This window comes from Paenibacillus sp. FSL H3-0302 (assembly GCF_037982245.1).
GTDB lineage: Bacteria > Bacillota > Bacilli > Paenibacillales > Paenibacillaceae > Paenibacillus_AQ > Paenibacillus_AQ odorifer.
On sequence record NZ_CP150284.1, the window covers coordinates 4,060,566 to 4,080,917 of the forward strand.

Sequence of the window (20,352 nt, forward strand, 5' to 3'; positions counted from 1 at the left end):
GAATCAACGGTATTGGTTACATGTCTCTATCGCATAAACGACACGTTCCAAATCCTCATCCGATAAAGAGCTTCCAGAAGGCAGGCAGACACCTGTTGAAAATAATTTATCCGATACACTGTATTCCTCACTGTAAGGATAGTAGTAATTGCTCTCGAACAAGGGTTGTAAATGCAGCGGTTTCCATACAGGTCTAGCTTCGATATTGTGCTGTTCCAGACATGACAGGAGTTGTTGTGAAGAGAACCCCGCCACTTCTTCATCGATGGTCAGCGCACTCAACCAGTGCGTGCTGCGACAATTGCGCGCTTCCGGCATAAAATGAAGACCCGGTATGGAACCTAAACGTTCCCTATATCGCCGGCCAATAGATCTGCGACGCTCTACTCGCTCTTCAAGCAGTTCTAATTGACCGCGTCCTATGGCTGCCAACAGGTTGCTTAACCGATAGTTGTATCCCATTTCGGAATGTTGATAATGAGGGGCAGTGTCTCGGGCTTGCGTAGACCAGAAGCGCGCTTGATCTAAGGCTTCGGTATCGTCGGATACGAGCATGCCCCCACCTGACGTCGTAATAATCTTATTTCCGTTGAAAGAATAGATTCCGAATTGGCCCCAGGTTCCGCTGGCCTTGCCTTGGTAGAAAGCGCCCAGTGATTCGGCAGCATCCTCAATCAAGGTAATTCCATATTGGTTAGCTATTTCTACAATGGGCGCCATGTCTGCACTTTGTCCGTATAAATTGACGACAACAGCCGCTTTTGGCAGCAGCCCTTTGTCATTCAAAACTTGGCAGGCCCGCTGAAAAGCTAGCGGACACATGTTCCAGGTCTCAGGCTCTGAATCGACAAATACGGGGGTGGCCCCCAAATATAAAATAGGATTGGCGCTAGCAACGAACGTGAGCGTAGAACAGATCACGTAATCTCCTTGTGTGACACCGGCTAGACGAAGTGCGAGATGAATCGCCGCCGTGCCAGAGCTTAACGCTAGTGCACCCTTTGATCCTGTGTAGGCGGCCATCTCCCGCTCGAACGCATCAACTTGCGGACCAATAGGAGCAATCCAACCAGAGTGTATCGCCTCCTCCATGTAGACCTGCTCACGTCCACTAATATGCGGCGGGGATAACAAGATTCGTGGCAGAATGCTCGTTTGACGAATGCTCATGCGAAGCTCCTTTCTCCATTTGGCCCGATTTCTTCAGATGGAATACATATCATATCGAGATCTGGATGCCGATAGAGCGGAAAGTAATTTCCTGATATTCTGGTGTCACAAAAGGATATGATCCGCTCATACAACTCTGGGAAAAAAATTCGTTTACCTAAGTAATAGTCAAGGGGTTCCAGTTGTGTCGCGAATCTATGCTTGAATTGAAATAAGTCGTCATTCCCCTTATATCCCCCGCCAAGATGAAAGCGTTCAAAGCCATTTTCCATCCCCCACTTGGCTGCTGCGTGTATTAGCAATTTGGTAGGTGACCACTGCAGATAGGCGCGATCCCAACCACATAGGTGATAATGCATCCACGGTCGTTCATGTAACACGATGCTGGTCGCCACCGTTTTTTCCCCATCCATAGCTTCGAATAGCTCTACTCTCCCCTCAAGTAGATGACTAGTATCTTCTATAAATTTTTTGGGAAAATAATAAAAAGAATCCGCCTGTAAATCGTTTAGTGTTCCGTAATACAATTCACTGAAGGACTCAATACGATCCTTCAGATTCGAATTTCGAATCGTAAAGGGTGCGGACTTTAATTTATGAATATTCCGTTTATGATTGCTGCCATAATGCCGGATGAGCTCTGACTCCGAACCCACAGTCAAATCAATATAAATTGTATTCCTATTCCATTCGGTGGTCAGACCGCCTTGATATTCCGTAGCGTTGCCAATCAAAGGATGAAATCTTACAAACTCGGTCATGATCTTTTTCTCTCTACAGTAATCCGTGAACGTTTCACTGAATTGCCGGTACAGCTCACTTCGTTCGGCTCCCGGAGGGAGATTCGATATCGGTCCCCCGTATCCATAGGGTGTACTAATGTCGTACCAATCGCCTTCAAGCCCCAGTTGGATTACGGCAGGAAGATGTGTTATGGAGCGAAGTAAGTAAGGATAAACTATGAGCTGGTCTCCCTGCTTAAAAACAAACAGCTCTGCCTGCTGATGCTCTCCATCCTCAAACAGCCGAAAAAACGCTGAGGAGAAATAGATATCCTTCGTCTCTAACTGGTTCAAATAGGCATCCCATTCCGCTGAACTAGAGCTGCCTAACACGATGAAGTTACTCATACAACACCTCTTGATTCTCCAATATTTTGATCATACGTATACTTTCAGTGCTTAAGATTAGCCCGGGGTCTCGCTCACGCAAATAAGCATCTGAAGAAAGCAACAATAGCCTTTTCTCCCGGTCTAAATCCATTAATACGTCTGTCAAAAGATTGCAGCCACTCCACCCTCCACTTTGCAGTTGGATACGATAATACTGTTCACCTAACCGGCCCACAACTGAAGTCTCTTCCTTCGTTCTAATCTTAAGAGAAGAGAATCCATACTTTTGATGATGTGCCTCTGCCATCGGATAATCATCTATGATGTACGCCAATGCTTCTCTATCCCTATCAATCGATGGAGCCAAATCTCTTACATACCAGTAAGTCCGGCCTTCCTCTGCAAAACCAAGCCGCAAATACCAAGCATGAGCTTGCTCATTCCACGAAAATACATCAAGTGCCAGCTTCGAAATGCCATCCTTTTGGGCCAACGTCTCCCCGTACGCCATAAGCTTGCCGCCGATGCCGTCTTTTCGATAAGCTGCGTCCACATTCAAGTTATTCAGAACCAGCATCTGCTCCATTCTTCGCCATTCAGCGAATCCAATAAGATGATCTTCAGAATAGGCACCAATCAGCAGTGTTGCTGAATGGCTTCCGCATTTACATGCTGCTTTCAAATATTCGGGATAACCGCCACAGGCGAATATGGTTTGATTGTAGACCGACTCTGGCAAGTTGCTCTGTAAGAGCCGGCATGCAAGGTGAATATCATCTTCCTGAAGCGGACTAAACCGCAAATTCATGCCGACCCCTCCTTTTGGTTCATTCTGTACTCATCGAGCGGCAGACTATGCTCACCCGGATTGGCCACAACGTCATCTTGGCGGATCACCTTCAGCACAGTTTTGCATAAGATCAACGCATCTAATCTAAAGCTCAGCTTCTCAACATAGGTAACGTCATAGGAGAGCCGCTGTTTCCACTCCGAAGTATTACGTCCAGATACCTGCGCCAATCCCGTTATTCCGGGTCTTACAGTAAATCGCAGCCGCTCCCGTTCAGAGTAATGCGGGCTGTAACGGATGAGCAAAGGTCTTGGTCCGATCAGACTCATTTCTCCCTTCACAACATTTACTAATTGCGGGAGCTCATCCAGACTCAGCTTTCGAATCAATCCGCCGAATTTGATATAACGCCGAGCATCCGATAACGGCTGGCCCTGCGCATCATACATTTCAGCCATGGTTCGGAACTTGTAGATGTAGAAGGGTCTTTCTCCCATTCCCGGCCGTTGCTGCTTGAACAAAATAGGACTTCCCAGCTTTATCCGAAGCAGCAACGCCACCACAGCCATGACCGGACTAAACACACCTAACATAACGATCGCTCCCACCAAATCGAAGCCCCGCTTCATATGGCGATACATGGTAGTCTTTCCCCCGCCTTTCTCTTATTCCGTAAAAAGACGTTCTGTAAGTGACTTTACCTCTTCCGGATTTGCACTCCAATAATACACTTTGGTTCGGACGAGCGGATCTAGAGCAGAGCTGTTATGGCCAGGAATCTGTTCGTAAGCAAAATCTGCGGAATCCATTCCTTTGAATAGCCAAGCTAAGCTCATCAAATCACTGTCACTAAAACTCGTATCAATAATGTCTTTCTTTTCACGCAGTAGCAGTCCCGCTAGATCAGGAATATGCTCCGGACTTAATAGCTTTTTGGCTACAGCCCGAACGATATTGAATTGCTCCCGTTGGCGGCTAAAGTCACCCTCCGGAGTCGAGTAGCGCTCCCTTGCTAAATAAAGCGTGTGGGCACCATCCAGATGCTGCTCACCTTTCTTGATGGTGATCTCCGGAGTGATGGTCACATCCTGATCAATCAGCATATCGATCCCGCCGATCGAATCTATGAAATCACGAACACCGGAGAAGTTCGTCTTGATGTAGTAATGAATAGGAATATTCATAAAATCACTAACGGCTTGAATCAGTGTCAGCGTACCCTGCTGATTCCCACCCTTTGTTTCACCAACGATATGTGCATGATTGATCTTGGTATAACCGATGTTCTGCACATAAACCCGCGTGTCCCGCGGCACAGATACGATATTCACCTTCCGTTGATCCGGCATCACATGGGCAACCATGATCGTATCTGCCCGCGAGCTTTCTCCGCCCCAAGTGTCTGTTCCAATTAGCACTACATTAAAGGATGAGCTTTTCTTGTCTGTTGGAGATGTCACCGCAGTTGGAGTCTGTGTAGACGTTGTAAGGGTAAGCTCATCCGTTTGCGCTTGTGGGGCTGGTGTGCTGAGCGATTGCACCATCGTTTCATTGTCCGTAACCACATTAGAGCTAGGGATCGTCATGGGGTTAAGAATCGCCTTATTAAAACGATGCTCTGGATTCAATATCCCTCCAATCCAGATCCCCCCAACTACAACCACAACAAGAATAACAATCAGGCTGTATCGTCCCACCCGCCGCATGCGTGAACGTTTACCAGTAATTGCCTTGTCGCGCTTGCCCCATAATCTTGTCATCCATGAATGCTTAGTCGACTTCATAGGTCAGATTCCCGCATGAACTTCGGATTTAATGCGTTCAAGATCATGTGTGCCCACCTGCGGTTCTTCCTGAAAACCCGAATAGCTTGGAATTAGCTGCTTTAGCAGTTTTTTGATCTGATGACTGCTTGGCATCAGTTCATACCGTTTGCACAGGTTCTCCAGAACCCCCAACACCAAATTCAGTTCAGATCTGGAGACACTTTGCGGGCGGCTAATCATAATACGGTAGTTGTTAGTGACCAATAACCCTTCTTCTTCAGTCAAAAGCTCCTCAAACAATTTTTCTCCAGGACGAATGCCAGTGACCACAATGGGAATATCTTTGTCAGGCTCGAGACCCGACAAGCGGATTAAATCCCTCGCTAGATCGTATATACGAACTGGCTTACCCATATCCAGCACAAACACTTCTCCCCCTTGTGCCAGCACACTTGCTTGAATAACCAACTGTACCGCTTCGGGTATCGTCATGAAGTAACGCACCATATCCATATGTGTAACCGTCACCGGGCCGCCGTTTTCGATTTGTCTTTTGAATAACGGAATGACACTGCCCCGACTGCCCAGCACATTACCAAAACGTACAGCAGCAAAAACCGTCTTACTTAAGGAATTCTGATCATTAATGATCATTTCCGCAGCTCGTTTCGTGGCCCCCATAACACTGGTAGGATTAACCGCCTTATCCGATGAGATGAGGATGAACCGTTTAGCGCCATATTTAGCACTCGCTTCCGCTACATTCCTTGTGCCGATCACATTATTTTTAACTGCCTCTACTGGATTCATCTCCATAAGAGGAACATGCTTGTGAGCAGCGGCATGATACACAATGGAGGGGCGGAACTTTTGAAAAACGTTATCGATCCGCGATACATCCTGAATGTCCGCTATAATGGGATGAATGATCTGATCGGGATATAACTGCCGCAACTCTTGTTCAATAAGATAAATGCTATTTTCTCCATGCCCCAAAAGCAGCATTTCCTTCGGACGATACGCAGCCAATTGCCGGCATAATTCCGAACCAATTGAACCGCCTGCACCCGTGATGAGAATACACTCGCTTCCCAGATTCTCACGAATCTCTTCCGTATTAATTTCTACGGGACTTCTCCCCAGCAAATCATTTACGGATACTTCACGGATCATGTTAATGGCCATTTTCCCGTCCAAAATATCGGTCATACTAGGCATTAACTTGATCTGAGCTTTGGTAGATTTGCAGATTTCGATGATCTCCAGTAATTCCTTTTGAGGAGCCGTAGGCAAAGCGATGATAATGAACGAAATGTCCAGCTCCTCGACTGCCTGGGGAATGAAGTTACGGTTACCGACTATCGGCAACCCCATAAGCTCCAGCTTGCGCTTTGAGATATCATCATCTATGAAGGCAACTGGGTTCATGAATTTAAATCTTGAATGCTTGATATCTTTGGTAACGAGGATGCCTGCTTTCCCTGCCCCAACGATTAGCAGATTGCCTTCGGATGAACCCTTTGTTCCCAGTGTTTCGAATCTATCGTTGATGAGGCGGTTAACTAAACGTAAGCCGGCAATGCCGAGAAATACGTAACCCGCTGCAAAATAAATCGAAATCGGCAATCGATAGGAAGGGACGAATACATGCGCAGATACATTGACAGCGACCACTCCGCAAAGTGTTAAAGCACTCACTTTTAGCAGCTGCAATAACTCACCTATACCGGTGTATCGCCAAATATTGTTATACACCTTGAATCCAAACGAGAACGCTGCGTACACCATTATGTGAATGAGTATCGCCCACGGAAGCATCCACATGTACTGCTCAGGGATTTGAAAATCAAACCGAAGTAAAAACACAAGCCACACTGAAGCCGCTATAATTCCTGCATCCAACATGACTAAACGTACGATCCGCATTTTCATCACTTCTTTCTCCCTAATTAACTAATTATTCGTTTATTCGTTTATTCGTTTATTCGTTTGTTGTCGTATATGCGAGAATGAATTATCTATCTGCTGTCAGACCCGTTTGTACTTCAGACGGAAATGGCTTTATCCCTGGTTCTTTCAGCGCTTCTATATAAATCGAGTCCATTTCACGAAGCACCGCTGGCAATCCATAGCGAATAATCCTGTCCTTGTTCGCCTTACCCATTGCTGCGGTCAAAGCTGCGTCCGCTCGCAGTTGAACCAGTGCTTTTGCCGTAGCGGCAATATCATCCACTGGAACCAACATGCCCGTTGACTCATGCTCAATCAAATCGCGAATGCCCCGAATATGTGTGCCGATCACGGGTTTGCCTGCTGCCATCGCCTCCATAATCGCCCGGGGTAACCCCTCACGATAGGACACAAGTGCCGCAACATCACACGCTTGTAGCAAATCCGGTATATCTCTTCGGAACCCCAGAAAATGCACTTGATCCCTAACCTCTAACCGAATAGCAAGTTCTATAAGGGTTTGCTCGAAAGGACCTGTACCTGCGAATGCTAGATGAATATCGCTTGCTTGATCACCCAAATGATGTAGTGCTTCGATCAACTGTTTTTGGTTCTTGTTAGCATTTAACTCAGCGACGCAGAGAACAACGAATGAAGGATTATCATTGTCACTCTTAGGTAAATCAAATAGCTGGTAACGACTTTCCCCCATCATTTTTGCAATTTCATTATCCCCCTCACCGCTACCGTATACCTGAAGATCAAGCCCGACTCCGCTCACATAAGTTACTTTTTTTCGGACAGGGAATTTCTGAGCACGCTCATAATCTTCACTATTAATGGTGATCAGTACATCCGTCCAACGTGCCATCAAATACTCCAACGGATAATAAAGCATCCAATTCAGAAAAGGAGCACCTTTAAAAAAATGAAAACCATGAGCTGTATACAATACGCTAGGGACACCTGCTCTATGGGCTGCAATCCGTCCGAGAATCGAAGCCACTGGTGTATGTACATGGACGAACTGAAATTTTTCCGCTTGGAAGCTTTTCGTTAAGATCCGCAGAGCCGTCCAATTCTTCAACTGTAAAGGACTTCGTTGTATAGGTACGTCGTGACATACAATTCCCCGCTGTTCCAAGCGCTGTCTGGCTTCGCCCGGCTGAGCGTAAGCATGGACTTCACACCCTTTTTGCAGCAATAACCCCATGTAAGGTAAATGAAAACTCTCGAAATGCCCATATATGGAGGCTACAAAAGCAACCTTTGCTTGTAAGCCACCCTCAGCTGGAATACTCCCGATGTCCTTACTTGAGCTTTTATTGAGGTTGCTCTGCTCGTTGTCGAAGCTTGCGCCCAGTTGACCGTTCAACGTGTTGGGTTCGATAGGGCATCTCTCCTTTCAGGTTTTTGTCTGTTAACCGGATGCAAGCTCCGTTCATCGCCATCATGAACCACCAATACCGCTGGAATAACGCCTCAATACCCATCGATAACCCAATCATCGCCGCATGGGACAACAGCAATGCCATAATAATTGGCCTATTAATGGGATCTGCTGCACGATAAGAACGGATACCCACAATGAAGAACCAAATCATAAATCCTCCATATACAATCAAGCCCAATAAGCCGAATTCAGTCAAAAACCATATTGGCGTGTTGTGGATAATAATGCGCAGTTCGTAATTATAGGAACCAAGCCCAATGCCTAATAATGGACTTTGTGCGATCCAATCCACCGCTTTGTCAATGATGTCAAGACGCGACTGGATCTGGGAAGGTCTGCTGGACATAGACTCCAGCACATTTAGATAAGCGGTGCCTTTATACAGCAGCAGAGCTATAAAAGCCACACCAAACCCCATTCCGATCTTGAGCAGTCTGGAAGGTTTGGTAATCAAAAGTGTAAGTAATACAAGGAAGAGACCAATCCATGACGAGCGCGAGAAAGTCATCATAATGCCCCCGGCTAAGCTTATCGTCGCTAGTATGCTGACCCATCCCCGCAGCAGCTTTATCTTCTCCCCACTCGTCATGATATGAATGGCAAAAGCCGTCACCAGCAATCCCCCGTATGCATTGGGATCAATTAACATGCCGGACAACCGCCCGTCTTGCACCATAAACGGAACCTTTACTCCGCTGAAAAAAGCGAATAGGGCAACACCATTTAAGAGCAGCACACTGATCAGGAAAAATCGGAGCATCTTATATAACCGTTCCCAGCTATCTACGGCTTGCACAAGCATGATGTAGGTCAACAATAGGAGTATGAATCCAATATCTTTTTGCAGTAAGGCGTATTGGGTTATGAAGCCGTTGCGCCAAATGGATACAAAGGAAGCTAGAACAAAAATGAACAACATGCCCCAATGCCATGAACTGAATATCCTCCGGTCCAATTTGAGATGGAATCCAGCGGCAAACAAACCTAACATTAAGAAGAGATCCGACGGGGCGATACGGAAGGCTCCACCAAAATCAAACTGTGCCGGAAGGCATATGATATACCCCATGACCGCAAACAGAAATAAATTATGCATGGTGTAGGGCTTCCCTACAACAGATACAGATGTCATACAAGTTCCTACTTTCCTACTTTCCTACTTTCCTATAAAACAAAGAACTTATGCTGCCGCTTCCGACTGTTCCCGATTTCTTACCTTTCCGATGACACGATACAGCACAACTACACTGCCAATCATCTGTACAAATAACGACGAACTAGCTCCCATCGCAGCACCTACTACCCCGTAATGAGGTACGAAGATCAGACAACATAAGCCATTAGTGAATGCTGTGCACAGAAACAATGGAATCTGGGCTTTGTACCTTCCGGTAGCCGTTATGGCGTACCACAGGTAGGATGAAATAAATACCAGCATGGTGGACGCCAGCAGCCAATGAAACAACCCTAACTCTCCTGCCACGTCTGAACTGAATAATAAGGTTAACAGCTTGTGTCCAAACAACCACCCTATCAAACAAGCGACCGCACTAAAACCCAAACCCATCGCTATCATTCGGCTGAGTAAAGTGACAAACTCCTTGTGTCTCCCGGCTGAATGCCACCTGGCAAGACGTGGTGTTATGGCTTCACCAAGTGCGGTGACGACAACATTACAGGCAACAATCATATATGAGAGTGAAGCATAAATACCTAAGTCATGCTCCCCTTTAAAATAGGAAATCGCGTATAATGGGATATTCGTATTTAACGACATCAACGCCAACACCACGCCTAGCGGTGAACTGACGATCAGTAAACTCCATAGGCTTCTTTTGTTGAAGAGTGGCCTGAGAGAAGTGTATATTCTCGCTTTACGAGCATCATATCCAATCGTTATCGCTAACCATCCGATAATCATGACTAACAAGGCAAGAATAAGGCTCTGTGTAGGGATAAATACGAGGATGAAGATTAGAATGGAGAATAACCCTTTTGCCATTCTGGAGATTGAGATTTGATCTAATCTCTCCTCCTTTTGAACGATGCCTAATAAAATATCACTGATTGATTCAACGATTCTATACAGACCGATGAAGAAAATAACCAATGCTGTATTCCAATCCAAACCACTCATTATGCAAAAACCTGCGGTAATCGTAAACGCAAGGGCGGTTGTTATCAGCCGTAAGCCCAGAAAGTCTCCAAAACTGTATTTCCCCGATGAATCAACGATTAATACGGAACGAAGATGTAGATGCGACAGCATAAAGATCGGAGCAGTAACTGCAAGCCCTAGCGAATATTGCCCCACGATTGCCGATGACCCGAATTTATTCAGCAGGATCACAATCACAAACTGAGCACCAGCGTAAGTGATATTCCCGAGCAAATAACGAAGAGAAGCAAATGACATAGACGTCAGACCATTCCTGAAGAAGAGGCCCACTCGGCAAAATCTTCACCACGAATCTTGGAACGCCTGCTCTTTTTCCGATAATTCAATACGGCTCCCAGTAAATGTGCTCCCTGCTGCTCTAACAAGTGCTTGGCAGAACTCGTGTGCTTTAAGAGCACTTTTCCGGATTTCACAACTAGCAATACCCCCTCAGTCATCGTTGCCAAAATAAGGGCATCCGAAAATGGCATTAATACAGAAGATGAGTCGATGACAATCGTATCAAAACGCACGCTCAGCTCTGCAAACAATCGCTTCATTCCTTCAGAGCCTAGTAATTCAGCGGGATTTGGTGAAATCGGACCAGAGGTCAATACAGACAAACCTTCTGCTTCCTCAATAGAAATAATGCAATCCTCTAAGCGGGTATGATCCACTAAGATACTGCTAAGCCCGATCCAATTAGGCAGATCAAATGCCTTATGCACCGTTGGCGTACGTAGATCCCCATCAATGAGTAGAACTGTCTTACCAGCTTCCGCCATGGCAATCGCCAGGTTTATCGCTACCGTTGATTTCCCTTCATCCGGAAGCGAGCTTGTGACTAATAAAGAGCGGATCTCTCCACCAACGCGGGTATAACGAATATTGGAGCGTATGCTTCGGAATTGATCTCCGTTAGATGACTTCGGTTGTTCCAGGCAATATAATTTTGGCGTTTTCTTCTTCATAACTTGTGGCTCCTTCTGCTGATTTGGTTTTCGCTTTATTCCGCCGTTTACGTGGCTTCAATTTGCCCACGGTTCCCAGAAGCGGAAGCTGCAAATCAAGCTGAATATCTTTGGCACTTCTCACGGGTTTCTCCATCAATTCCCGGAGGATAGAGATTGCGATCCCGGTAATCAGCGCCAATCCGAAGGCAACAGCCATATTGAAGACCGGCTTAGGTGAGATAGGATCAGAAGAAACCTTGGCACGGTCGAGAAATACAACATTCTCCACTCCCATAATCGATTGAATATTCGCATTAAAGGCCTCTCCGAAGCCATTCGCGATATCTGTTGCCCGTTGAGCTTTTGAATTGGTCACAATTACCGTTGTTACGAGTGATTCACTATTGGTTCTTGTCTTCACATTTTTGAGTAACTCTTCCGCTGTCATTTTTAGCTGCAGCGTTCTGACAACCTCTTCCGCTATCCTGCTGCTTCGAATGATCTCCCCGTAAGTGGTTACCAGCTTTTGTCCGGCCATAATGTCATTAATTGCTTTCTGCTGCCTGTCCCCTTGAATAAGTATAGAAGCTGTCGCCTCGTATTTCGGCTGTAAAACATAATAGCTAACACTACCAGCGAGCCCGACTGCAGCAATACATAATACAATAATGAACAGCAGCCTACGTTTTACTAGTTTCAAAATGCTGCCCAGTTCGAATTCCATCGATCATTTCTCCTAACTAGTTAATGTATTGTCGCCTCTTTAACAAGATTATTGTTGTATATTCATATTCTCTTTCTCTCAACATATGTCCAAGTCCGTACTTAAAATTTAAATGTCAAAATATTAAAGGGCTCATTTAGCTCACCTGTTAAAATCCAACAAAAAAAGGCATTCTTCCAGCAAAATCAACTGGTAGAATACCTTACATATAAACTATCTAGTTCAGGAATGTACAAGTGCAGTTAACACCATCAGGAGATATCTTTACGTTTCAGAACATGATGAACATTGCTTAACATGCCGGATAGAACTCCAGCAATTGGGAATACTGCCCAATTGACGTCCCAGCGCCCATAGACAAAACCCGTGAACAGAAAAATCGCCGTCGCCAAAGGCCATAATACAGCCCCAACAACTCCAACAAATCGGTTCTCTTCCTGCTTCTCTGTAGTGATATTCGGCTCCTCCAGCAACTTCGTATAAGTACCCTGGATATTCCCGTAATAGATGAACAAAAACACCGCCACAGCTGCAATAAACAGAAAAGCAGCGACTCCATAGGGAGCATAGTCATCGTTGACATAGCTAGTGGTAAAGATAAAAGCCGGCGACAGTACGCATAGGCAGACTCCTGTAATCAGAGAAAGACGGTAAGTCGGAGCATAAAGACTTTGGCTGCGTTGAAGCGCCATTTTTAGAGCATAAGGCAGCTGAAAGCCTTGCTCCAGACTCTTAAAGCGATCCAGCTTCATTCCGCTGTGTATAAACATCCCGACCGCGATAGCGACCAGCACGAACATTCCGACCAGCCCCAGCATCGAACCTTTATCACTCATAACAGCCTTATTTTCAAATATTGTATCCAGGGTGATCAAAAACGCCACTCCGCATGCGCAGAGAAAAACGCCGATCCCCGTCCATAATCCAGCGCTTCGTCTGGCCGCCGCATAAGCGTAAACCTCTTCTTCCGTCAGCACCGGAATAGCCTGTTCTGGCGCAACTGGATCGATGCCAAGCTCCGCTGTCAGCTCTTCAATATTGCCGAATTCCGATATGACGATACCAATCGCCTCATTCTCCGACTTGCCAGCAAGCTTCAGCTCCAGGTACTTCTCCTCCATCCCTGATAGCAGCTCTTGCTTCAGATGTTCTAGTTCCGGAGTCTTTGGCAGACCCGCAAACATATTATCCAGATATACTATGATCGTCTCCATGCTCTATCACCACTCCTTGATAAATTGGTTTACAACTTGCTGTGTAACCTTCCATTCCTCACATTTTTCTCGGTAATAGGCGAGACCCAAAGAGGTAATCCGGTAATACGTACGCCGCTTGCCAAGACTCTCATCCAGATAAAAGGATTCTATATATCCGTTTTTCTCCAGTCGGGTGAAGGCAGAATATAACGTTGTCTCCTTCATGACATATTTCTCCTGCGTTAACTGCCTGATATTTTTGGAAATCTCGTACCCGTAAGATTCCCCGTCCAGCAGCATGTATAGGATCATCGTATCATTGTAGCCGCGTATAACATCACTGCTGATCAAAAATATCCCCCCATGATTACTTCATCTGTCGTAGTAGTTGCAGTATAACACAATTACTACGACAGATGAAGTAGTTAATGGAAAAATAGGCCAACATAATTTGAGGACCGATCCTTCCTTGATTAAATCACAATTGCTGTCTGCGCATGAGGTAGCTTCCAATACGGGGTTAGGTATACGAAGGTGCAGGCCAGTAGTGTTTGCGGGGACGATGGTGTTTACTAGTAGGCTGTTTGCATAGACGGTGACGTTTACCTACTCTTAGTTTGGCGGATGAGGTACTATCGGACTCAGTTGGCGTTATTCGAGGCATTTTACTACTTTTCAGGTTCTATCGGACCCCAATGCACCTATTGGCGCACAAAACATCATATTTAGGGCACTTTCTAGGGAATAGCTGCACTGGAGTCCGAAACTGCGCTGGAACAGGGAAAAACATACTAATAACGTCATTGGGGTCCGTTTGCCTTGCTTGCCCCAATATCTATTGAAGCAACAAACCAACGCTGGTTTGTTTTCCTTTTTATTGAACCTTAATACAATAAGGTTGACTGCAAGAACATAGGTGTTTACTTCCCCTTACTTTGGCGGACGAGCTACTATCGGACTCAGTTGACCTTATTCGCAGAAATCCCCCACTTTTCTGATCCTATCGGACCCCAATGCACCTATTGGCGCACAAAACATCATATTTAGGGCCCTTTCTAGGGAATAGCTGCACTGGAGTCCGAAACTGCGCTGGAACTGCGAAAAACATACTAATAACGCAATTGGGGTCCGTTAGCCTTCCTTGCCCCATTATCTATTGAAGCAACAAACCAACGCTGGTTTGTTTTCCTTTTTATTGAACCTTAATACAATAAGGTTGACTGCAAGAACATAGGTGTTTACTTCCCCTTACTTTGCCGGACGAGCTACTATCGGACTCAGTTGACCTTATTCGCAGAAATTCCCCATTTTGCTGATCCTATCGGACTCCAATGCACCTATTGGCGCACAAATCACCATATTCGAACCTACTTCTAGGGAATAGCTGCACTGGAGTCCGAAACTACGCTAGAACTGCGAAAAACATACTAATAACGCCATTGGGGTCCGTTAGCCTTCCTTGCCCCATTATCTATTGAAGCAACAAACCAACGCTGGTTTGTTTTCCTTTTTATTGAACCTTAATACAATAAGGCTGACTGCAAGAACATAGGTGTTTACTTCCCCTTACTTTGCCGGACGAGCTACTATCGGACTCAGTTGACCTTATTCGCAGAAATTCCCCATTTTGCTGATCCTATCGGACCCCAATGCACCTATTGGCGCACAAAACATCATATTTAGGGCACTTTCTAGGGAATAGCTGCACTGGAGTCCGATACTGTGCTAGAACTGCGAAAAACATACTAATAACGTCATTGGGGTCCGTTAGCCTTCCTTGCCCCATTATCTATTGAAGCAACAAACCAACGCTGGTTTGTTTTCCTTTTTATTGAACCTTAATACAATAAGGTTGACTGCAAGAACATAGGTGTTTACTTCCCCTTACTTTGCCGGACGAGCTACTATCGGACTCAGTTGACCTTATTCGCAGAAATTCCCCACTTTTCTGATCCTATCGGACTCCAATGCACCTATTGGCGCACAAATCACCATATTCGAGCCCACTTCTAGGGAATAGCTGCACTGGAGTCCGAAACTACGCTAGAACTGCGAAAAACATGCTAATAACATCATCTGGGTCCGTACCACAATGGATAATTATGAGTCGGCGGTGTGATTGAGATTTAGATGTCGATTGTTGATATTGATGTTGGTGATGTTGACGATGTTGATAGTGATGTTGGATGATGTTGATGTTGATGTTGATGTTGATTTTGTTGATGTTGATTTTGTTGATGTAAATTCAAGCGAACGGAGTCAAAGTCAGCAAGTCAAAACACAAAACAGCGGTTCTCCCATAATGGGGAGAACCGCTGTTTTGTTGTTTTTTTATAATCAATAAAATAGTTAATCATTGCTAAGGAATACACCAACTTGAATACGTTGACCTATTAATGTCGTGTACGGAGCATGCGTCCAACAAAATAAAGCATTTGTTTACGTGTGAAAAAACGTGACATTTGAGCAGAAATATAGTTTGTAAATCCTGGGACAGCAAATACTTTTTTAGCCTGAAGCGACCGAAGAGCCACTTGAACGACATTTTCTGGCGTGTCTCGTTTGCCTACCGAAGCCTCATCGGCTCCCACGACATTAAAAAATTCTGTTTCCGTAGACCCCGGACATAACGCAAGAAATTGTACGCCCCGTTTCCGATTTTCCTCCCATAGCGCTTGAGTAAATGATAATACAAAAGCTTTTGTCGCTCCATATACAGCCATATTAGGGAGAGGTTGAAATGCAGCTGTTGATGCAACGTTTATAATCACTCCACTTTTTCTATTTAACATCTCTGGCAAAAACAAATGGGTCAGATCTACAACCGCCAAAACATTTAGCATCACTTCTTCATGTTGTCTCGAACCAGATAGTTGTTCAAAAAGCCCATGCGTAGCAAAACCTGCATTATTAATAAGAATATCAACGTTCAATCCACGTTCTACACATTGTTGATAGAGCCTGTCAGGGGAACCTTCTTGAGATAAATCAGCAACTAGAACCTCCGCTTGAATTTGAAATTCTCGTTTTAATTTTTCCGCTATAGCAATCAGTTTATCTTCAGAACGGGCGACTAAAATTAAGTGACTTCCTTTGGCTGCAAGTTCTCGAGCAAACGCTTCACCTATACCCGAAGAAGCTCCGGTAATCAACGTCCATTTATTTTGAATTGTAATCATTGCTATCCTCTCTCCCTTTAACGACCATTTAGAAACAGTGTTTCAATAAGAATCATTGTATCCAAGTGAGGTTGTGTTGTCAAATAAAGTTCTACACATTTAATTATTGGCTATTTCTCTTCTACATCAGTAAAATAAGGGTTAGAAATAACGGCTATCTAAAAAAAGCTAAAGTAAAGTTCTAAGGAAGTGAAACTACATGCAAAAATCGTCCAAAATATCTTCTATAGATGCTGAATCCGTTACAACCTACCCAAAAGCAAAGCAACGGCATGCGGAAATATTAAGACTGAACATTATCGAAGCCGCTGCGGCCATTATGCATGAATCCGGACCCGAAGGTGTAACCATCCGTAAGGTTGCTGAAAAAATGGAATGTCCCACAAAAATCATTTATAACTTGTTTGGAAACAAGGAAGGTTTAGCGAAGGAGCTTTTTCTGCAAGGGTGTAAATTGTTGGCTGCTGCCTTTCAAGCGGTTCCAAAACAAGACAATCTAAATTTATATCTTCGCGAGCTTGGACAAGCTTATTGGGATTTCTCACGGAATCATACTAGCTATTATATGGTTATGTTCGGAGGAGCCTTTAGCGAATTCAAACCGGAGGAGGAAAGCTTACATGCTATCTTTACGGCACTACAACAAGTGATAGCCCTTATTACAGAAGCCATCGAACAAGGATTTATTAACGAAAAAGACCCTCTGCTTGTTGTGAACCTGGTGTGGGCGTCATTGCATGGCGTCATTCATCTGCATTTAGGGGGACATATTCAAAACGAGGAAACGGCTAAAATATTGTATGATAGATCGGTTTCCAATTTAATTCATACTTTCTTTAAAAAAGATTATTAATTCTAAAAAGGCCTCTTTGCAAGTCCCTACTCAACAAATTCAAGCCGTAATCTTGGGATATCCTTAGATCACGGCTTTTTTAACATGCTAAAAAAACACAAAAAAAACGGCATTTCTGCCGCTTCTTCATCTCTCTAATTATGTCCGGCGCATATATGCACGCACAGTGATAGGTGCAAAAACCGCAACAATCACAGCGGCTCCGATAAGTGAAATAGCGAAATCCCAACCTACGGTTCCAGAGTTAGCAAGCTCACGGACAGCTGACACAAGATGCGAGATTGGATTGACTTTGACAAACCATTGCAGCCAGTTAGGCATCGTATCTACAGGCACGAAGGCGTTGGATAGAAACGTGAGTGGGAACAACACAATCATTGATATCCCCTGTACGCTGGAAGCGGTTCGGGCAATCACACCAAAGAAAGCGAAAATCCAGCTAATCGACCAGGAGCAGACAATAACCAAAAGCGCAGCAATTGCGACATGCTCCAGACCGCCATCAGGTCGGTAACCCATAATATAACCCATGACAAAAGTAAGCACAGTAGCGATCGTATATCGAATCGTATCTGCCAACAAAGCTCCGGCTAATGGGGCTATTCGGGCAATCGGCAATGACTTAAAGCGGTCAAACACCCCTTTATCCATGTCTTCCCGCAGTTGGACACCAGTGACGATGGAGGTCGTGATTACAGTCTGCACTAGAATACCAGGAATAATAACGGGCAAATAGCTCACTACATCTCCTGATATGGCTCCACCAAAAATATAAGTAAACATTAGTGTGAAAATAATTGGCTGCAGCGTTACGTCGAACAATTGCTCGGGTGTGCGACGGATTTTCAATATCCCGCGATAAGCCATCGTTAACGAGTTACGAACAGATTGTTTGAAGCTCGTATGGTTTTTCAATTGTCGGGTCGCACCTGGACTAATAATAGAAGTTCTCATACTCATGCTCTTGCTGCCTCCTTATTCATTGATTCTTGTGATGCTTGGGATGCCTCATCCGTAACTCCATGGCCAGTGATCGTCAAAAACACTTCATCAAGCGTCGGTTTCTGCACACTCATCTCTGCGAGTGGAATCCCCGCTTCGCGGAGTGCAATAAGCAAATCAGTGACTAAATCAGCGTTCGCCATCGGTGCAGTAATTTTTCCAGCCTCATTCGGCACAATAGACTGGATATGCAGCACATGTTCCACAATCCGGCGCGCTTGAGCGATATCTTTAAGATTTTGGACTTTTAAGTGCAGCGAGGTAGTGCCCACTGAAGCTTTTAGCTCATCCACGATGCCTTCTGCAACGACATGGCCATGATCAATAACTGCAATGCGGTCTGCAAGCTGATCGGCCTCTTCAAGATACTGTGTAGTTAACAGCACTGTTGATCCTGTGTTCACCAACCGACGAATGGTATCCCACATTTGCGAACGTGTCCGTGGGTCCAGACCTGTTGTTGGTTCATCTAAAAAGATAAGGGGTGGCTGGGCAATCAGACTTGCTGCAAGATCCAGACGTCGGCGCATACCGCCAGAGAAATTTCGAAGCGGCCGTTTCGCCGCCTCCGTCAGACCAAACTCTTCTAACAACTCCGCTGCTTTTTGCCGCGCCTCTGCCCGCCCTAACCCTAAAAGACGTGAAAAGATAATCAGATTCTCTGTAGCACTAAGTGACTCATCTACAGAAGCATATTGTCCTGTAACCCCTATCAATTGCCGAACAATCTGCGACTCCTTTACCACATCATGCCCGAAGATTCGCGCCGCCCCCGCATCCGGACGAAGTAACGTAGCCAGCATCCGAATTACCGTCGTCTTTCCTGCCCCATTGGGACCAAGAACGCCGTAAATCGTGCCTGCCTTAACGTTCAGATTTACTCCATCAACTGCGCGATTGTCACCAAACGTTTTGACGAGCCCACGCGCTTCGACGGCCCAATCTCCAGGGTTGGGCTCAATTATTTTTTTGCGTTCATTTACCATTACAATTCCTCCAACGTTTTAGTTTGTATTGTGATGGTAACTCCCTTTTATAAACTGAATTTAAACAACACAAAAAACCGGGGAGCGCGATCTCACGCCACCCGGTTTATCACTTCTCATCTGAGTCAGCCTCAACATATTCTTTAAGCGCAAACAATTTATTAGCCCAGTAACCTTCAAAAAAGGCAAGCCAATCTTGCAGCTCCAGCAAAGGTTCTGGCTGAAGCTTATACCGGGTCTCCCGTCCGACTTTCTGACTGCTAACAAGCTGCGCATCGGACAATACCTGTAAATGCTTATTAACAGCGGTTCGGCTGATCGGGTAGCAATCCGTAATAGATGCTATAGACATTTCCTTATTAGCGAGCAGCTTTAGCAGACTGCGTCGGGTAGGATCTGCTATCGCTTGAAATACATCATGTCCTGCTTCAGCAACCGGCATATTAAGCCTCGATATAAGCAGGAAGTTTTTCTTGGACGATTTTTTCCCAGCCGCTATTCATAAAACCGCGTACGATTGGATGTGGTTGTCCAAATTCAGTAACTTTTTCAGGGTCCCATCCAGAATGAATCAAGGTAAATTCCGTTTTCCCTTCGATTTCTTTCAGTTCAAAAGCAAGATGCCAATCCTTCCCCCAATTAAAACCAACACGATTCGGAGGATCAACTTCAGTTACTTTACAAGGAGAATCTCCGAATTGTCCAGCATGCAGGATGAATTCATGCCCAACAACAGGCTCAAATGTACTAGGCATCCACCAGGCTGCCATTCCTTCTGCCGTGGCAACAGCTTTCCAAACCTTTTCTATTGGCGCATTTAGTAAAATCGTTTGACGAATTTCTTGTAAGGGTTCTTGAGTTTGCATAATAAATAGCCTCCAGCATTCATTTAATATAACACCTTTTGGGTTCGCTTTTCATTATAACACCTTTAGGTGTTATGTCAATTTACAGATTTCCCTAATTCTCCGTTCGTTATTCAACGTCTCAATCCCTCAATAATATCCATTAACTGCTATAAAAAAGCCCATCCCTCGGTCATCCCGAAGAAAGGGCCTTC

General features: G+C 45.1%; 20 protein-coding genes. 2 read left to right on the forward strand and 18 right to left on the reverse strand.

Going from position 1 to position 20,352, the window contains the following annotated elements; translation table 11 throughout:
- Positions 1-3 precede the first annotated feature (3 nt).
- The 13 genes from MHH50_RS17910 to MHH50_RS17970 form a co-directional block, all read right to left on the reverse strand.
- On the reverse strand, positions 4-1,170 hold the full coding sequence (locus MHH50_RS17910) for a DegT/DnrJ/EryC1/StrS family aminotransferase (protein WP_340033220.1): 1,167 nt from the start codon (positions 1,168-1,170) through the stop codon (positions 4-6).
- A complete protein-coding gene (locus tag MHH50_RS17915; protein WP_340033221.1) occupies positions 1,167-2,300 on the reverse strand; it encodes a GNAT family N-acetyltransferase in 1,134 nt (377 codons plus the stop codon). Before MHH50_RS17915 ends, MHH50_RS17910 begins: the two co-directional genes overlap by 4 nt.
- Positions 2,293-3,090, reverse strand: a complete 798-nt coding sequence (locus MHH50_RS17920; RefSeq protein ID WP_340033222.1) for a GNAT family N-acetyltransferase — start codon at positions 3,088-3,090, stop codon at positions 2,293-2,295. The genes MHH50_RS17915 and MHH50_RS17920 overlap by 8 nt, the downstream gene beginning before the upstream one ends.
- Positions 3,087-3,713, reverse strand: a complete 627-nt coding sequence (locus MHH50_RS17925) for a sugar transferase (protein ID WP_076129746.1) — start codon at positions 3,711-3,713, stop codon at positions 3,087-3,089. Before MHH50_RS17925 ends, MHH50_RS17920 begins: the two co-directional genes overlap by 4 nt.
- A 24-nt stretch (positions 3,714-3,737) precedes the next feature.
- Positions 3,738-4,832 (reverse strand): LCP family protein, encoded by a 1,095-nt coding sequence (locus tag MHH50_RS17930; protein WP_340033223.1) that lies wholly within the window; start codon positions 4,830-4,832, stop codon positions 3,738-3,740.
- A 27-nt stretch (positions 4,833-4,859) separates the two neighbouring features.
- Positions 4,860-6,770, reverse strand: coding sequence for a nucleoside-diphosphate sugar epimerase/dehydratase (locus MHH50_RS17935; RefSeq protein ID WP_076280229.1), 1,911 nt, complete (start codon positions 6,768-6,770; stop codon positions 4,860-4,862).
- Positions 6,771-6,852: 82 nt separating this feature from the next.
- Complete coding sequence (locus MHH50_RS17940) at positions 6,853-8,163, reverse strand: glycosyltransferase family 4 protein (protein WP_340033224.1); 1,311 nt, start codon at positions 8,161-8,163, stop codon at positions 6,853-6,855.
- A complete protein-coding gene (locus MHH50_RS17945) occupies positions 8,111-9,337 on the reverse strand; it encodes an O-antigen ligase family protein (protein WP_340033225.1) in 1,227 nt (408 codons plus the stop codon). The genes MHH50_RS17940 and MHH50_RS17945 overlap by 53 nt, the downstream gene beginning before the upstream one ends.
- A gap of 84 nt (positions 9,338-9,421) precedes the next feature.
- Positions 9,422-10,657 carry an oligosaccharide flippase family protein gene (locus tag MHH50_RS17950; RefSeq protein WP_076281651.1) on the reverse strand — a complete coding sequence of 412 codons (1,236 nt, stop codon included), beginning with the start codon at positions 10,655-10,657 and terminating at the stop codon, positions 9,422-9,424.
- A 5-nt stretch (positions 10,658-10,662) separates the two neighbouring features.
- The gene (locus MHH50_RS17955) at positions 10,663-11,370 is read right to left on the reverse strand and encodes a CpsD/CapB family tyrosine-protein kinase (RefSeq protein WP_076277771.1); all 708 of its coding nucleotides are present in this window, start codon (positions 11,368-11,370) and stop codon (positions 10,663-10,665) included.
- Positions 11,318-12,076, reverse strand: a complete 759-nt coding sequence (locus MHH50_RS17960; protein WP_340033226.1) for a Wzz/FepE/Etk N-terminal domain-containing protein — start codon at positions 12,074-12,076, stop codon at positions 11,318-11,320. Before MHH50_RS17960 ends, MHH50_RS17955 begins: the two co-directional genes overlap by 53 nt.
- A 251-nt stretch (positions 12,077-12,327) precedes the next feature.
- Complete coding sequence (locus MHH50_RS17965) at positions 12,328-13,290, reverse strand: permease prefix domain 1-containing protein (protein ID WP_340033227.1); 963 nt, start codon at positions 13,288-13,290, stop codon at positions 12,328-12,330.
- A 6-nt stretch (positions 13,291-13,296) separates the two neighbouring features.
- Entirely contained in the window at positions 13,297-13,623 is a 327-nt protein-coding gene (locus MHH50_RS17970; RefSeq protein ID WP_036688249.1) for a PadR family transcriptional regulator, read from the reverse strand.
- Between the two features lie 1,798 nt (positions 13,624-15,421).
- Here MHH50_RS17970 and MHH50_RS17975 point away from each other — a divergent pair.
- Positions 15,422-15,616 (forward strand): hypothetical protein, encoded by a 195-nt coding sequence (locus MHH50_RS17975; RefSeq protein ID WP_340033229.1) that lies wholly within the window; start codon positions 15,422-15,424, stop codon positions 15,614-15,616.
- Between the two features lie 49 nt (positions 15,617-15,665).
- Here MHH50_RS17975 and MHH50_RS17980 read toward each other — a convergent pair whose 3' ends face one another.
- Positions 15,666-16,451, reverse strand: coding sequence for an SDR family oxidoreductase (locus tag MHH50_RS17980; RefSeq protein WP_340033230.1), 786 nt, complete (start codon positions 16,449-16,451; stop codon positions 15,666-15,668).
- A 199-nt stretch (positions 16,452-16,650) separates the two neighbouring features.
- On the opposite strand from MHH50_RS17980, the gene MHH50_RS17985 reads away from it, so the two are divergent.
- Positions 16,651-17,304: a TetR/AcrR family transcriptional regulator gene (locus MHH50_RS17985; RefSeq protein ID WP_076129856.1), complete on the forward strand. Its 654-nt coding sequence runs from the start codon at positions 16,651-16,653 to the stop codon at positions 17,302-17,304.
- 138 nt (positions 17,305-17,442) lie between these two features.
- Here the strand turns inward: MHH50_RS17985 and MHH50_RS17990 are convergent, their stop codons facing one another.
- The 4 genes from MHH50_RS17990 to MHH50_RS18005 form a co-directional block, all read right to left on the reverse strand.
- On the reverse strand, positions 17,443-18,258 hold the full coding sequence (locus tag MHH50_RS17990; protein ID WP_076191054.1) for an ABC transporter permease: 816 nt from the start codon (positions 18,256-18,258) through the stop codon (positions 17,443-17,445).
- A gap of 2 nt (positions 18,259-18,260) precedes the next feature.
- Positions 18,261-19,292, reverse strand: coding sequence for an ATP-binding cassette domain-containing protein (locus MHH50_RS17995; RefSeq protein WP_340033231.1), 1,032 nt, complete (start codon positions 19,290-19,292; stop codon positions 18,261-18,263).
- Between the two features lie 109 nt (positions 19,293-19,401).
- The gene (locus tag MHH50_RS18000) at positions 19,402-19,734 is read right to left on the reverse strand and encodes a metalloregulator ArsR/SmtB family transcription factor (RefSeq protein ID WP_038571799.1); all 333 of its coding nucleotides are present in this window, start codon (positions 19,732-19,734) and stop codon (positions 19,402-19,404) included.
- Position 19,735: 1 nt separating this feature from the next.
- Entirely contained in the window at positions 19,736-20,158 is a 423-nt protein-coding gene (locus MHH50_RS18005) for an SRPBCC domain-containing protein (RefSeq protein WP_076129854.1), read from the reverse strand.
- Between the last annotated feature and the right edge of the window lie 194 nt (positions 20,159-20,352).

What these genes read in the sequence shown, in the direction of transcription:
- MHH50_RS17950 (WP_076281651.1), bottom strand. Translation starts at nt 10,657, where the DNA reads ATGTCATTTGCTTCTCTTCGTTATTTGCTCGGGAATATCACTTACGCT.
- MHH50_RS17925 (WP_076129746.1), bottom strand. Translation starts at nt 3,713, where the DNA reads ATGTATCGCCATATGAAGCGGGGCTTCGATTTGGTGGGAGCGATCGTT.
- MHH50_RS17990 (WP_076191054.1), bottom strand. Translation starts at nt 18,258, where the DNA reads ATGAGAACTTCTATTATTAGTCCAGGTGCGACCCGACAATTGAAAAAC.
- MHH50_RS17955 (WP_076277771.1), bottom strand. Translation starts at nt 11,370, where the DNA reads ATGAAGAAGAAAACGCCAAAATTATATTGCCTGGAACAACCGAAGTCA.
- MHH50_RS17975 (WP_340033229.1), top strand. Translation starts at nt 15,422, where the DNA reads ATGTTGGTGATGTTGACGATGTTGATAGTGATGTTGGATGATGTTGAT.
- MHH50_RS17910 (WP_340033220.1), bottom strand. Translation starts at nt 1,170, where the DNA reads ATGAGCATTCGTCAAACGAGCATTCTGCCACGAATCTTGTTATCCCCG.
- MHH50_RS17915 (WP_340033221.1), bottom strand. Translation starts at nt 2,300, where the DNA reads ATGAGTAACTTCATCGTGTTAGGCAGCTCTAGTTCAGCGGAATGGGAT.
- MHH50_RS17965 (WP_340033227.1), bottom strand. Translation starts at nt 13,290, where the DNA reads ATGGAGACGATCATAGTATATCTGGATAATATGTTTGCGGGTCTGCCA.
- MHH50_RS17935 (WP_076280229.1), bottom strand. Translation starts at nt 6,770, where the DNA reads ATGAAAATGCGGATCGTACGTTTAGTCATGTTGGATGCAGGAATTATA.
- MHH50_RS17995 (WP_340033231.1), bottom strand. Translation starts at nt 19,292, where the DNA reads ATGGTAAATGAACGCAAAAAAATAATTGAGCCCAACCCTGGAGATTGG.
- MHH50_RS17960 (WP_340033226.1), bottom strand. Translation starts at nt 12,076, where the DNA reads ATGGAATTCGAACTGGGCAGCATTTTGAAACTAGTAAAACGTAGGCTG.
- MHH50_RS18000 (WP_038571799.1), bottom strand. Translation starts at nt 19,734, where the DNA reads ATGCCGGTTGCTGAAGCAGGACATGATGTATTTCAAGCGATAGCAGAT.
- MHH50_RS17945 (WP_340033225.1), bottom strand. Translation starts at nt 9,337, where the DNA reads ATGCATAATTTATTTCTGTTTGCGGTCATGGGGTATATCATATGCCTT.
- MHH50_RS17920 (WP_340033222.1), bottom strand. Translation starts at nt 3,090, where the DNA reads ATGAATTTGCGGTTTAGTCCGCTTCAGGAAGATGATATTCACCTTGCA.
- MHH50_RS17980 (WP_340033230.1), bottom strand. Translation starts at nt 16,451, where the DNA reads ATGATTACAATTCAAAATAAATGGACGTTGATTACCGGAGCTTCTTCG.
- MHH50_RS18005 (WP_076129854.1), bottom strand. Translation starts at nt 20,158, where the DNA reads ATGCAAACTCAAGAACCCTTACAAGAAATTCGTCAAACGATTTTACTA.
- MHH50_RS17985 (WP_076129856.1), top strand. Translation starts at nt 16,651, where the DNA reads ATGCAAAAATCGTCCAAAATATCTTCTATAGATGCTGAATCCGTTACA.
- MHH50_RS17930 (WP_340033223.1), bottom strand. Translation starts at nt 4,832, where the DNA reads ATGACAAGATTATGGGGCAAGCGCGACAAGGCAATTACTGGTAAACGT.